This window comes from Klebsiella sp. LY (assembly GCF_004010915.1).
GTDB classification, from domain to species: Bacteria; Pseudomonadota; Gammaproteobacteria; order Enterobacterales; family Enterobacteriaceae; genus Klebsiella; species Klebsiella quasipneumoniae.
Genome location: NZ_CP022444.1, coordinates 3,592,813 through 3,606,192, shown reverse-complemented (window position 1 = coordinate 3,606,192; position 13,380 = coordinate 3,592,813). Strand labels below are relative to the sequence as shown.

The 13,380-nt window shown below is 61.7% G+C and carries 13 protein-coding genes; 5 read left to right on the top strand and 8 right to left on the bottom strand.

Annotated features, from left to right (window positions below):
* Positions 1–109: 109 nt before the first annotated feature.
* Complete coding sequence (locus tag CE636_RS20530; RefSeq protein WP_017898948.1) at positions 110–1,825, top strand: lysophospholipid acyltransferase family protein; 1,716 nt, start codon at positions 110–112, stop codon at positions 1,823–1,825.
* Positions 1,826–1,895: 70 nt separating this feature from the next.
* Here the strand turns inward: CE636_RS20530 and tauD are convergent, their stop codons facing one another.
* From tauD to CE636_RS28880, 7 genes are all read right to left on the bottom strand, one after another.
* Entirely contained in the window at positions 1,896–2,747 is an 852-nt protein-coding gene (gene tauD / locus CE636_RS20525; RefSeq protein WP_017898949.1) for a taurine dioxygenase, read from the bottom strand.
* Positions 2,744–3,571 (bottom strand): taurine ABC transporter permease TauC, encoded by an 828-nt coding sequence (gene tauC / locus CE636_RS20520; protein ID WP_017898950.1) that lies wholly within the window; start codon positions 3,569–3,571, stop codon positions 2,744–2,746. Before tauC ends, tauD begins: the two co-directional genes overlap by 4 nt.
* Entirely contained in the window at positions 3,568–4,335 is a 768-nt protein-coding gene (tauB, locus tag CE636_RS20515; protein ID WP_004178719.1) for a taurine ABC transporter ATP-binding subunit, read from the bottom strand. The genes tauC and tauB overlap by 4 nt, the downstream gene beginning before the upstream one ends.
* Positions 4,336–4,346: 11 nt before the next feature.
* The gene (tauA, locus tag CE636_RS20510; RefSeq protein ID WP_004204897.1) at positions 4,347–5,309 is read right to left on the bottom strand and encodes a taurine ABC transporter substrate-binding protein; all 963 of its coding nucleotides are present in this window, start codon (positions 5,307–5,309) and stop codon (positions 4,347–4,349) included.
* Positions 5,310–5,549: 240 nt separating this feature from the next.
* Positions 5,550–6,482: a homocysteine S-methyltransferase gene (gene mmuM / locus CE636_RS20500; RefSeq protein ID WP_017898951.1), complete on the bottom strand. Its 933-nt coding sequence runs from the start codon at positions 6,480–6,482 to the stop codon at positions 5,550–5,552.
* Positions 6,469–7,878: an S-methylmethionine permease gene (gene mmuP, locus CE636_RS20495; protein ID WP_094354774.1), complete on the bottom strand. Its 1,410-nt coding sequence runs from the start codon at positions 7,876–7,878 to the stop codon at positions 6,469–6,471. The genes mmuM and mmuP overlap by 14 nt, the downstream gene beginning before the upstream one ends.
* A gap of 82 nt (positions 7,879–7,960) precedes the next feature.
* Positions 7,961–8,089 carry a hypothetical protein gene (locus CE636_RS28880; protein WP_162489163.1) on the bottom strand — a complete coding sequence of 43 codons (129 nt, stop codon included), beginning with the start codon at positions 8,087–8,089 and terminating at the stop codon, positions 7,961–7,963.
* Between the two features lie 62 nt (positions 8,090–8,151).
* Between CE636_RS28880 and eat the strand changes: the two genes are divergently transcribed.
* The 3 genes from eat to eutC are packed head-to-tail and all read left to right on the top strand — an operon-like array spanning position 8,152 to position 11,702.
* Complete coding sequence (eat, locus tag CE636_RS20490) at positions 8,152–9,531, top strand: ethanolamine permease (RefSeq protein WP_042939282.1); 1,380 nt, start codon at positions 8,152–8,154, stop codon at positions 9,529–9,531.
* 9 nt (positions 9,532–9,540) lie between these two features.
* The gene (locus CE636_RS20485; protein WP_004204902.1) at positions 9,541–10,929 is read left to right on the top strand and encodes an ethanolamine ammonia-lyase subunit EutB; all 1,389 of its coding nucleotides are present in this window, start codon (positions 9,541–9,543) and stop codon (positions 10,927–10,929) included.
* Entirely contained in the window at positions 10,926–11,702 is a 777-nt protein-coding gene (gene eutC / locus CE636_RS20480) for an ethanolamine ammonia-lyase subunit EutC (RefSeq protein WP_004204903.1), read from the top strand. The genes CE636_RS20485 and eutC overlap by 4 nt, the downstream gene beginning before the upstream one ends.
* Positions 11,703–12,128: 426 nt before the next feature.
* Here eutC and CE636_RS28875 read toward each other — a convergent pair whose 3' ends face one another.
* Positions 12,129–12,272, bottom strand: coding sequence for a hypothetical protein (locus CE636_RS28875; RefSeq protein WP_032426080.1), 144 nt, complete (start codon positions 12,270–12,272; stop codon positions 12,129–12,131).
* Here CE636_RS28875 and CE636_RS20475 point away from each other — a divergent pair.
* Positions 12,265–13,371: an ABC transporter substrate-binding protein gene (locus tag CE636_RS20475; RefSeq protein ID WP_004147267.1), complete on the top strand. Its 1,107-nt coding sequence runs from the start codon at positions 12,265–12,267 to the stop codon at positions 13,369–13,371. The genes CE636_RS28875 and CE636_RS20475 overlap by 8 nt on opposite strands.
* The last annotated feature ends 9 nt before the right edge of the window (positions 13,372–13,380 follow it).

The window sequence follows — 13,380 nt, the reverse complement described above, 5'->3', positions numbered from 1 at the left end:
TAGCCGCTATCCGGGAAACCTCGCTTGCTGCGACCGAATCTTCACCCAACTGTAATCTGAACGACATCTCTACCTTCTACTGTCTGGGCAGGACGGAGGAGGAGCCACTATGTTTAGTCTCGACAACGTACTCGATGACCTGTGGCCTCAGGCGAGGCCCGCACCCTGGCAAAAGAAACTGTTAAAAAAGCTATTTTATGAGGAAGAGTTTCAACAATTTGCCGACCGTCACCGCCACCTGAAGGGGCTTGATACGGTCGAACAGGTGCTGGAATACCTCAATATCCGCTGCGCCATCCCGGCGCACGATCTCGAACAAATCCCCGAATATGGCCCGCTGGTCATTATCGCCAACCACCCCACCGGCACCCTCGACGGCCTGGCGCTCCTGTATGCGGTATCCCGCGTGCGACGCGACGTCAAAGTGGTCACCAACCGCATGCTCACCCACCTTGAGCCCCTGAGCTCGCTGTTTATCCCGGTGGATAATATTCATGGCCGCACCGCTAAAACAGCGCTGCAGCAGATGGACCAGCAGCTACAGGCCGGTGGGGTGCTGATCTTCTTCCCGGCGGGGGAAGTCTCTCGCCTTACCCGTCGCGGCATCCGCGATAAAAAATGGCACTCGGGCTTTATTAAGCTGGCGGCGAAATATCGCGCCCCGCTGCTGCCGGCGTGGATTCATGCCCACAACAGCGCCCTGTTTTACGCCAGCACCCTGGTCTCCGACAACCTGCCGCTGCTCCTGCTGATGCAGCAGATGTTTCGCCGGCGCAACAGCAGCTTGCCGGTGCGTATCGGCCAGCAGATCCCCTGGTCGAGCTGGTTCGATGCCCAGTCCAGCGCTCGCGAACTTACCGGCCGCTGCTATCAGCACCTTGAACAGCTGCGCAAAGGGCTGCCTGGGCAGTTCAAAACTGAAAGCGCCATCGCCCGCCCGGAAGATCGGGCGCGGCTCAAACGCGAACTGCACAAGGCCGAATGCCTGGGCCGCACCGCCGATGGCAAAGTGATTTACCTCTGGCAGCGCAACGGTCAGGAGGAGGCGCCGCTGCTGCGCGAGCTGGGACGCCTGCGGGAAATCGCCTTCCGCGCGGTTGGCGAAGGCAGCGGCAAACGGCGGGATATCGACGGGTATGATGACGACTATTTGCATCTGATCCTGTGGGATGAAGAAGACCTCGAGATCGTCGGCGCTTACCGCTTTATGCCGACGGCCATACAGCTGGCAAAGCGCGGCCTGGAGGGGATCTACAGCTCCAGTCTGTTCCACTACGACGGGCGAATGGACGACATCCTGCAGCACGGCATTGAGCTGGGGCGCAGCTTTATCCAACCGCGCTACTGGGGTCGACGCGGGCTGGACTACCTGTGGTCCGGCATCGGCGCTTATATGGCGCGCTACCCGCACTATCGCTATCTGTTTGGCCCGGTATCGATTTCTGGTGGGCTGCCGCCCGCCGCTCGCGATCTGCTGGTGGCGTTCTACCGGCTGTGGTTCCCGGCCACGCACCCGCTGGCGGAGTCCCGTCGCCCTTATCCGGCGTCGCTGCCCGATGTGCTGGCGCAGTTTGGCGGGGAGGATTACAACGACGACCTGGCCCGGCTGAAGTCCCTGCTCGGCAACCTCGGCTGCGCGATCCCGCCGCTGTATAAGCAGTACTCGGAAGTGTGCGAGCCGGGCGGCGTGCAGTTTATCGATTTCGGCAGCGATCCGGATTTCAATAACTGCGTGGATGGTCTGGTGCTGGTGGATTTGACCTATCTGAAAGCGAACCGCTATCAGCGCTATATTGGCGCGCATTTAGCTTTGCAGGCCGGATAGCCGGTTTATCCTGCCATCCGGCCAGGGTGGCGGATGGCAGGGGTAGTTCTGCAGGCAACATTAACCGCGGCTACGACGCCCGGAAATACGGCTTATCGCCGAGAATCGTCGCCCGGTGCATAATGCGCCGCTGCGGCAGATAGTCGGCATTGGCGTAATGCTGCGTCACCCGGTTATCCCAGATAGCGACATCGTTCGGCTGCCAGCGCCAGCGCACCTGAAACTCCGGTTTGGTGATATGGGCAAACAGGAAGCTCAGCAGCGCCGCGCTCTCTTTCTCGGTCACGTCGACAATCCGCGTGGTAAAGCCTTCATTAACGAACAGCGCCTGCTTGCCGGTCACCGGGTGGGTACGCACCACCGGGTGCAGCAGGGGTGGATGCTTCGCCACCGCCTCCTGCCAGCGCCGATGCTCGGCTTCCGTGTGGTTGTACTTATACTCCTGGAACGATTTACGGAAATCGTGTTCCGCATGCAGGCCGCTCAGCAGCTGCCGGAAGGGTTCTGACAGCGCTTCCCAGGCGGCAATGCCGCTGGTCCACAGAGTATCCCCGCCGGTCGCCGGCAGCTCTTTCGCCGCCAGAATGGCGCCGGCGGGCGGCGTGTCGATAAAGGTGACATCGGTATGCCAGTTGTCATTATCCGGCGGATTATCGTTGTGGGTATCGAGGACGATAATCTCTTCCACGCCAGGGGCGTGAGGGTAGACCGGATGAATATGCAGGTCACCAAACCGCAGCGCCAGGTCGCGCTGTTGCGCCGGGGTGATATTCTGTTCGCGCAGGAATACCACCTGATGACGCAGCACCGCGTGATACAGCTGCTCAAACTGGTTGTCGCTCAGCGGACGGGTTAAATCCGCCCCGGTCACCAGCGCGCCAATATACGGCCCCAGCGGGGTAATGCTCAGACGTTCACTCATTGTACTTCTCCATGCCAGGGCGTCAGGCGGCGCTGCAGCGCGCGCAGCCCCAGTTCCAGTAAAAAGGCGATAATGGCAATGACTGCGATCCCCGCCAGCACCACATCGGTGGCGAGAAACTCGCCGGCGGACTGCACCATAAACCCTAACCCACGGGTGGCGGCGATCAGCTCTGCGGCCACCAGCGTTGACCAGCCCACCCCGAGACCAATGCGCAGCCCGGTGAGGATCTCCGGCAGCGCGCCGGGCAGGATCACCAGCCACAGCACCTGCGCCCGGCTGGCGCCCAGCGAACGGGCGGCGCGAATCCGCACCTGCTGCGCGCTTTTCACCCCCGCCAGCGCCGACATCGCTACCGGGGCGAAAATCGCCAGGTAGATCAGCAGGATCTTTGACGTTTCACCAATGCCAAACCAGATCACCATCAGCGGTAAGTAGGCCAGCGGCGGCACCGGACGATAAAGCTCGATCAGCGGATCGAGGATCCCGCGCACCGTTGAGTTGAGCCCCATGGCGATCCCCACCGGTACGCCGAGCAGCACCGCCGCCAGCAGCGCGATAACGATCCGCGTCAGGCTCGCCGCCAGGTGCTGCCAGAGCGTCGCATCCATAAAGCCCTGCGGCCCGGCGATGGTGATAAGCTTCTGCAACACCTGTCCTGGCGGCGGCAGAAACAGCGGGCTAATCAGCTGCAGCGCCGCGACCGCCCACCAGACGGCCAGCAGCACCGCCAGGGTCGCCACGCTGAGGGTAAGCTGACGGGAGAGCGGCCAGCGCCATTTCAGCGTCGACTGACGCGGTTTGTCGTTCAGTACCACGCTCATGAGAAAGCCTCCCGTTGGTCAAACACCCGGCTCAAAATGTATTCCCGCTGTTCAATAAAGCGCGGGTCGGATTTGATGCTGCGGCAGGATTCGCCCGCGACAAAGCGACGGCTGAAATCAAGCGGCAGCCGCTCCACCACCCGTCCCGGCCCCGGCGACAGCAGCACCAGCTCGGTGGCCATAAAGATGGCCTCTTCAATGTCATGAGTGATCAGCAGCACCTGTTTGCCGGTCTCATGCCACAGTTTCAGCAGCAATGTCTGCATCTGCTCGCGGGTAAAGGCGTCAAGCGCGCCGAAGGGCTCATCCAGCAGCAACAGCTGCGGATTCGCCGCCAGCGCCCGGGCGATGCCCACCCGCTGGCGTTGACCGCCGGACAGCTGCCAGATAAAGCGTTTTTCCGCCCCTTCGAGACCCACCTTCTTCAGCATCTGCGCCGCCGCTTGCCGGCGCTGCGCTTTATCCACGCCCGCCAGCTGCAGACCCAGCGCCACGTTATCCTGCACATTGCGCCACGGCAGCAGACCTTCGTTCTGGAAGACCACGCCGCGCTCTGCGCCCGGCCCGGTCACCCGCTGACCTTCGAGAGTGATGCTGCCGTGCTGATAGGGCACGAATCCGGCAATCAGGTTCAGCAGGGTAGTTTTACCGCAGCCCGAGGGCCCCAGCACCACCAACAGCTCCCCACTCTCCAGCGTCAGGTTGATATCCGCCAGCGCCGGTTTACCGCCGTAGTCGGCGGAAAGATGCGAGATTTGCAGCATCGCCGCCTCCTTTACTTCACAAAGCGGTCAGTCACGTACTGACGATAATCGGTTCCCGCCGCAGGCACTTTGCCCTGCTCTTTCAGGAAGCGCGCGGTATCCACGATGGCCTGATTGACCGGCCCGTTCAGCGCCTGCGCCTGCTCAGCGGCGGTGAGATAGGTATTGCCCTTCACCAGCCCCGGGACATCGGCTTCCGGCACCCCGCTCAGGCGCGCCAGCTTGCTGATGTTGTCCGGCTGTTTCAGCCATGCCTCCGGGTTGGCGATGTAGGGCTGCTGGGCGTCGATGGCGCTTTTAGCGAACGCTTTGACAATCTCCGGATGCTGCTCGGCGAAGTCCTTACGGACCACCCAGACGTCGAGGGTCGGCGCGCCCCACTCCCCAACCTGCGCGGAATCGGTCAGCACCTTGCCCTCTTTTTCCAGTTCATTAACCGCTGGCGCCCAGACGTAAGCGCCATCGATATCCCCGCGCTGCCAGGCGGCGATAATCGCCGGCGGCTGCAGGTTAATAATCTGCACCTGGCCCGGCTTGATGCCCCAGTGTTTGAGCGCCGACAGCAGGCTATAGTGGGTGGTGGAGATAAACGGCACGGCGATGCGCTTGCCGATCAGATCTTCCGGTTTGGTGATGCTTTTCTTCACCACCAGCGCTTCGGAGTTGCCGAGCTTTGAGGCAAGCAGGAACACTTCAATCGGCACCTGCTGGCTGGCGGCCACCGCCAGCGGGCTGGAGCCGATATTGCCGATCTGCACATCGCCGGAGGCCAGAGCCCGCACCACGCTGGCGCCGCTGTCAAATTTCCGCCAGTCGACGGTCGCCCCGCTGGTTTTGGCGAAGGTGTTGTCCGCCTGGGCGACTTTCGCCGGCTCAGCGGAGGTTTGATACGCCACGGTCACGTTGACCGCCTGCGCCTGGAAGGCGGCGACGGCCAGCGCCGCCAGAAGAGTAATTCGCGATGTGAATGCCATAATGTCTGCTTCCCCTGAGTTGTTATAGGTGCAGTATTTCCGGCATCAGGATGGAGATGAAGTAATTAAAAATTCTGGCTAATAGCGAATCGTTTTTAGAACAAAAGCGGGAAAGGATAGTTGATTTTGAGCGATTGGTTGGTGGCAGATGGTTGGCGCCGGGTGGCGGCTGCGCCTTGCCCGGCCTCCGGTTCGCGCAATATGTAGGCCGGGTAAGCGCAGCGCCACCCGGCAAAAAACTCAGCGCTTCGCGTTAAGCTCAGCAATATCCTTCGGCGTGGTGCGGCAGCAGCCGCCGATCAGCTTCGCCCCGGCCGCCAGCCACTGCGGCAGATAATCCGCCAGGCTGGCGCAGGCTTCGCCATGATGATGCCAGGTCTTGCTCACCGCATCATAATGCTCGCCGGAGTTAGGATAGACCACCAGCGGCAGCGCCGTCAGGCTGTGCAAATGCGCCAGCGCCGCGGGCGTATTTTCCAGCGCGATACAGTTGATCCCCACCGCCACCACCTGCGGGTTATCCGCCAGGGCGGCCATCACCTCGCGCAGCGGCGTGCCGTCGCTGAGATGTTCGGCGTCGCGCAGTGTGAAGGAGTACCAGGCGCGAGCGCGGGGATACTCCTGCAGCAGGGCCGCCAGGGCCTGGATCTCGGCGAATGACGGCAGGGTTTCACAGGCCAGCAGGTCGGCGCCCGCATCCAGCAGCGCTTCGACGCGCGGCCGGTGGAAGGCCTGGAACTCTGCCGCGCTGCGCTGATAATCGCCGCGATACTCCGAGCCGTCGGCAAGAAACGCGCCATACGGCCCCACCGAACCGGCGACCAGCAGCGTGCCGGCCTGCGGGTTCTCGGCGAGGTACGCCTCGCGCGCTTTGCGCGCCAGCTCGACGCTTTTGCCGATCAGCGCCCGGGACTGCGCGTCATCCAGCCCGCGTGCGGCAAAACCCGCCGGGGTGGCCTGATAGCTGGCGGTGATCGCCACCTGCGCCCCGGCGCGAAAGTAGTCGAGATGCACATCGCGGATCAGCTGCGGGTTCTCCAGCAGCACTTTCGCCGACCACAGGCTGTCAGCCAGATCGCAGCCGCGGGCCTCCAGCTCGGTGGCCATAGCGCCGTCCAGCAGCACGAAAGGCTGGGCGGCAAGCAGGGCGGTAAACGGATTAGTCTGCGACATGTTGGGGCTCCTGAGTCATTTTCCGTGAACGAGTAAGATACCAGGCACCATAGCACAGGGCCACAAAGGGGATCCCGCACCACAGCGCAATTCTCTGGCTCGGGTCAAAAGCAAGGCCCACGCAGGCCACCAGGCACAGCACAAAGCCCAGAATCGGCACCACTGGATACCAGGGGGCGCGATATTGCAGGTCGCTCAGCGCCTTACCCTGCTGCAGATGGCGGCGGCGGAACATAAAGTGCGAGGCGCAGATGCTCAACCACACCGCCACCACCGCAAAACCGGAGATCGCCGACAGCGCCACAAACACCGTGTCGGGCGCCAGCACGCTGGAGAACAGCGCCAGCACGCCGCCCAGCATACTCACCGACAGCGCGGTCACCGGCACGCCCCGTTTATTGACTTTGGCAAAGCAGGCCGGCAGCGTCTTCTCGTTCGACAGCGACCAGAGCATCCGCCCGGAAGCGTACAGGCCGGAGTTGGCCGCCGAGAGGATCGCCGTCAGGATCACGAAGTTGAAAATATCCGCCGCGTAAGGGATACCCACCTTTTCAAACACCAGCACGAAGGGGCTTTTCTCCACCCCCGCCTGCTGCATCGGGATCAGCGCCGCCAGCACAAATACGGTGCCGATAAAGAAAATAATCAGCCGGGCGATGGTGGTGCGGATGGCGACCGGAATAACCTTATGCGGGTTTTCCGTCTCCCCGGCGGCAATGCCGATAAGCTCCGTCCCGGAGAAGGCGAAGTTCACCGCCACCATGGTCATCAGGATCGGCAGGCCGCCGTGCGGGAACCAGCCTTCGGCGGTGATATTGCGCAGGCCCGGCGCCGGGGAGCCATCCTGCATCGGAATGATGCCGAAAATGGCCGCGCCGCCGAGAATAATAAACGCGATGATGGTGATCACTTTCACCAGCGAGAACCAGAACTCGCCTTCGGCGAAGAAGCGGGTCGAAATGATGTTAAGGCCGAAGATCACCGCGCAGAACACCACGCACCAGATCCAGACCGGCACCTGCGGGAACCAGTACTGCATACAGAAGCCGGCGGCGGTAAAGCTCGAACCCAGCGCCACCGTCCACGTCAGCCAGTAGAGCCACGCCACGGTATAGCCCGTCGCCGGGCCAAGGTAACGCGCCGCGTAAACGTGGAAAGCGCCGGTCTCCGGCATCGCTACCGACAGTTCGCCGAGGCACTGCATCACCAGCCAGACCACCAGGGCGCCAATCAGATACGCCAGCAGCGTCCCGGCCGCGCCGGTGGTGGAGATGATATAGCCGGTATTAAAGAACAGGCCGGTGCCAATCACGCCGCCGAGCGACAGCATGATCAGATGACGCGTTTTCATGGTGCGCTTCAGTTGCCCACCTTGTTGTTGTGTTGTGCTTTGCATTTTATTTTCTCACGCCAGCCCGCTTGCCCGGGTCATGATGCGTATAAACGTATAGACATCTAAACATCCAAAAGAAGAAGTGTTATACCGTGCCGCCGCTGAAAAAGCAAAGCCGCTGCACCAGGTCGCGCGCCGACAGCGTGCAGCCTGCCCCATTTTTGCGCAGCGCCGACCGGCGCTCCCCGAACTGGCGCCTCATCGCGACGGACAACGTTCTGGCACTCTCTTTGCAGCCTGTCGTTCAGAACCTTTCTATCTGGCGAGGCAACACGTATGACAGAGCACACCACCACCTTAAAAAGAACGCTCGGCAGTTTTCGTTTATGGGGGATCGCCGTCGGACTGGTGATATCCGGGGAGTACTTCGGCTGGAGCTACGGCTGGTCGCAGGCGGGCACGATGGGGTTTATGGTCGTCGCCCTCGCGGTCGCCGCCATGTACTGCGCCTTTATTTTCAGCTTTACCGAGCTGACCACCGCCATCCCGCACGCTGGCGGCCCTTTCGCCTATGCCTACCGCGCCTTCGGGCCCACCGGCGGCTTTATCGCCGGTTTTGCCACTCTGATTGAATTCGTCTTCGCCCCGCCGGCCATCGCCATGGCCATCGGCGCCTACCTCAACGTGCAGTTTCCGGCGCTGGATCCGAAATGGGTCGCCTGCGGCGCCTACGTGATCTTTATGACGCTCAATATCCTCGGCGTCGGCATCGCCGCCACCTTCGAGCTGATCGTCACCCTGCTGGCCATCTTCGAGCTGCTGGTGTTTATGGGCGTAGTCGCCCCCGGCTTCTCCTGGAGCCATTTCACCACTAACGGCTGGGCGGGCGCGGAAAGCTTTAGCGGCCTGGCGCTGCCGGGGATGTTCGCCGCCATTCCGTTCGCTATCTGGTTCTTCCTCGCCATTGAGGGGGCTTCCATGGCCGCCGAAGAGGCCAAAGATCCGCAGCGCACCATTCCCCGCGCCCTGGGCGGCGGCATTCTGACGCTGACGGTGCTAGCGATTGGGGTGATGGTCTTCGCCGGCGGCGTCGGCGACTGGCGCGCGCTGTCCAATATTAACGATCCGCTGCCCCAGGCGATGAAGACGGTCGTGGGCAACGGCAGCGGCTGGCTGCATATGCTGGTGTGGCTGGGGCTGTTTGGCCTCGTCGCCTCCTTCCACGGCATCATTATGGGCTACTCGCGGCAGATCTACTCCCTCGCCCGCGCCGGCTATCTGCCCGCCGGTCTGGCCACCCTCAATCGCCGCACCCGCACTCCGCATCTGGCGATCCTCGCCGGCGGCGTGGTGGGCATCGCCGCGATTTTCTCCGACTCGCTGATCACCATCAGCGGCATGCCGCTAACCGCCTGCATCGTCACCATGTCGGTATTTGGGGCTATTGTTATGTATATCACTTCCATGGCGGCGCTGTTCAAACTGCGCCGTAGCGAGCCGAAGCTGATCCGTCCGTTCCGCGCGCCGCTCTACCCGCTGGCGCCGGCCTTTGCCCTCGGCATGGCGGTGCTCTGCCTGGTGGCGATGGTTTGGTATAACCTGCTGCTGGCGCTGATTTTCGCGGCGATGATGCTCGGCGGCTACCTGTGGTTCCGCAAAACCGCAGCGGCCCGTGAACGGGCGCCAGTGGATCCTCAACTGCGAACGGTCTCCTGAGGAGGCGGCATGTATAAAACCACGCTATCGGGCCAGGTATGGCGCTTTGATAGTCTGAAAACGCTGATGGCGAAAGCGTCGCCGGCCCGCTCCGGCGACGCCCTGGCGGGGGTTATCGCCCACTCAGCCGAAGAGCGGATGGCGGCGAAAATGACCCTCGCCGAGGTGCCGCTGACCGACATCCTCGACAATCCGCTTATCCCTTACGAGCAGGACGAAGTGACCCGCCTGATCATCGACACCCACGATGCGCAGGGCTTTGCCGCCCTGCGTCACCTGACGGTCGGCGATTTCCGCGACTGGCTGCTGGACGATGCCACCGATACCGCCACGCTGCAGCGGGTCGCCCGCGCTATCACCCCGGAGATGGCGGCGGCGGTAAGCAAGCTGATGCGCAATCAGGATCTGATCCTCGCCGCCAGCAAATGTCAGGTGGTGACGCGCTTTCGCAACACCATCGGCCTGCCCGGCCACCTCAGCGTGCGCCTGCAGCCCAACCATCCCACCGATGACCTGAAAGGCATTGCCGCCAGTATGCTCGACGGGCTGCTGTACGGCGCCGGGGACGCGGTGATCGGCATCAACCCGGCCAGCGACAGCTTACCGGTGCTGGCGCAGTTGAACGTGATGCTGGACGATATTATCCAGCGCTTCGCCATTCCCACCCAGTCCTGCATTTTGACCCACGTCACCAATACGCTGCAGCTGATTGAGCGCGGCGCGCCGGTGGATCTGGTGTTTCAGTCGGTGGCGGGAACCGAAGCGGCCAACAGCGGCTTCGGCATCAATCTTGCCATGCTGCAGGAGGCCCGCGAAGCGGCCCTCAGCCTCGGTCGCGGTACCCTCGGCAACAATGTGATGTATTTTGAGACCGGCCAGGGGAGCTGCCTGTCGGCCAACGCCCACCACGGCGTCGACCAACAGACCTGCGAGGCGCGGGCCTACGCCGTCGCCCGCCACTTTGAACCGCTGCTGGTCAATACGGTGGTCGGCTTTATCGGTCCGGAGTATCTCTACGACGGCAAGCAGATTATTCGCGCCGGGCTGGAAGATCACTTCTGCGGCAAGCTGATGGGCCTGCCGATCGGCTGCGACGTCTGCTATACCAACCACGCGGAAGCGGATCAGGATGATATGGACACCCTGCTGACCCTGCTGTGCGCCGCCGGGCTCACCTTCCTGATCGGCGTGCCCGGAGCGGACGATATCATGCTCAATTACCAGAGCACCTCGTTCCATGACGCGCTGTACGCCCGTCGTCTGCTGGGCTTAAAGCATGCCCCGGAGTTCGCCGACTGGCTGGCGAAGATGCAGATTATCGATCCGCACGGCGCGCTGCGGCTCACCGACGCCCGTCATCCACTGTTGTCCGTCCTGCCGCAAGGAGCCTCCGTATGAACCGTCCCGACGCCTGGAACCCGCTGCGTGAATTTACCGATGCGCGGATTGCCCTGGGGCGCAGCGGCGCCAGCCTGCCGACCCGCGAAGTCCTCAACTTTGGTCTGGCCCACGCCAGAGCGCGGGATGCTATTCATCAGCCGTTCGCCAGCCAGCAGCTGGTGGCGCCGCTGGCGGCGCTCGGCCTCGACGCTCTGACGGTGCACAGCGCCGCGCCGGACCGTCACACCTATCTGCGGCGTCCGGATCTCGGAAGGCAGCTTGCCGACGAAAGCCGCGCCGACCTCGCCGCCAGCGGCGTCCGCCCCGCCGACCTGCTGCTGGTGATCGGCGACGGCCTCTCTTCATGGGCGGTAGAGCGCCAGGCGGTGCCGTTGATCCGCGCCCTGCTGCCCTATCTGCAGACGCTGGGTATCGGCCTGGCGCCGGTGGTGCTGGCCCATCAGTCACGGGTGGCGCTGGGGGATGATATTGGCGAAACCCTGAAAGCCCGCGCGGTGGCGATCCTGATTGGCGAACGACCGGGTCTCTCCTCACCGGACAGCCTCGGCGTCTACCTCACCTGGCAGCCGCATCGGCAGCGGCTGGAGTCGGAGCGCAACTGTATCTCCAATATTCGCCCGGAAGGGCTGAGCCATGACGCCGCCGCCTTTAAACTGGCCTGGCTGCTGGAGCAGGCTTTTTTACGACGGCTTACCGGAGTGCGCCTGAAAGATGAAAGCGATAATCCGGCGCTGCATGGGAAAATAAAACCATTGCCCCCTTTAAAATAATAAGTCACGTGAGCAGCAGAATACATTGTTAATATGACCGGGCGCACCTGAATATTATATTCGGGTGCACGCTGAAATTTCCCGGCGGCGCTTCGCTTGCGCGGGCCGACGAAAACCGTTTAACCGGTATATTGCCTGTTTTCAGGCCGGTGAAGGCGCCTGTCGCCACCCGGCAAAATGCGTTCACCGTATCAAAAACCGTGTGGTCGCCAGCCTTATGCCCTTGCCTGCAGGTAATAAGAATATTGCATGAGTAAAAACGAAACGGACGTTGTAAGGTAATTCAGCGCATTAAAAATACCCGTCATACTTCAAGTTGCATGGGCGTTGGCTGTCAGTCACTTACTTCTGTAAGCGCCTGGGGACTCGCTCACTTGCCGCCTTCATGCGACTCGAATTATTTAGGGTATATATCTCGTTATCTATTCAACATAACAGCCAATAATTTGCCGGATAAGCTGGCGCATTATTCCTCAATGTTATGCAGTCATTGATGGTTAAAGATAAATAATCGACCGACGGAGAAATACCCATGAAATCGTTTTCCGGGAAAGCGTCTTTAATGGCCACGCTGGTTGCCGCGCTGGTCGGCGCCAGCAGCGCGCAGGCAGCGGAAATTAAAATCGGGGTGGTATTACCCCTGAGCGGCGCCCTCAGCGGCTATGGCCAGCCGTCGCAGAAAGGTCTGGACATTATTCAGGCCATCACCCCGACGTTAAAAAATGGCGATACCATCAAGCTTATCGTTATCGATGATAAAAGCGACAAAGTCGAAGCGGCCAACGCCATGCAGCGCCTGGTCTCCAGCGATAAAGTGGATGCCGTTATCGGGGAAGTCACCTCCTCCAACACCCTGGCGATGACCAAGATCGCCGATGACAGCAAAACGCCGCTGGTCTCCTCCACCGCCACCAACGACCGCGTCACCCGCAACCATCCCTACGTCAGCCGGGTCTGCTTCTCGGACAGCTTCCAGGGGGTGGTCGGGGCCAATCTGGCCTCCCGCGATCTGAAAGCCAAAACCGCCGCCATCGTGTTTGACAGCAGCAACGATTACTCCGTCGGCCTGGCGAAAGCGTTCCGCACCCAGTTCCTGAAAAACGGCGGCACCATTCCCATCGAGGTCCAGGCCCCGGGCGGCAGCAAGGACTTTAAAGCCCAGCTGGCGAGCGTCAAGGCGAAGAATGTCGACATGATTTACATGCCGATCTACTACACCGAAGGGGCGCTGATTGCCGTGCAGTCTAAACAGCTGGGGCTCAACAAACCGGTGGTGGGCGGCGATGGACTGGCCGCGGATCAGGTCTTCTTCGATGTCGGTAAAGACGCGGTCAACGGCTATATGACCACCGATTATTACTCGCCGAACGCCAAAGAGCAGACCCCGGCGGGGGAAACCTTCATCAAAGCCTGGGAAGCCAAATACCAGCAGCCGACCCATACCTGGGGCGCAATGGCGGCGGATGCCTATAACGTCATCGTCAACGCCATGAACCAGTGCAGCGATCCCCACGATCGGGTCTGCGTAAATGAAAAAATCCGCGCCACCAAAGATTTCCAGGGCGTGACCGGCACGCTGACCTTACAGAACGGCGATGCCATTCGCAGCGCGGTCATCAACGAAGTGAAAGATGGCAAGCTGGCGTTTCGTACCGTGGTTAACCCTTAAGTTGTGACG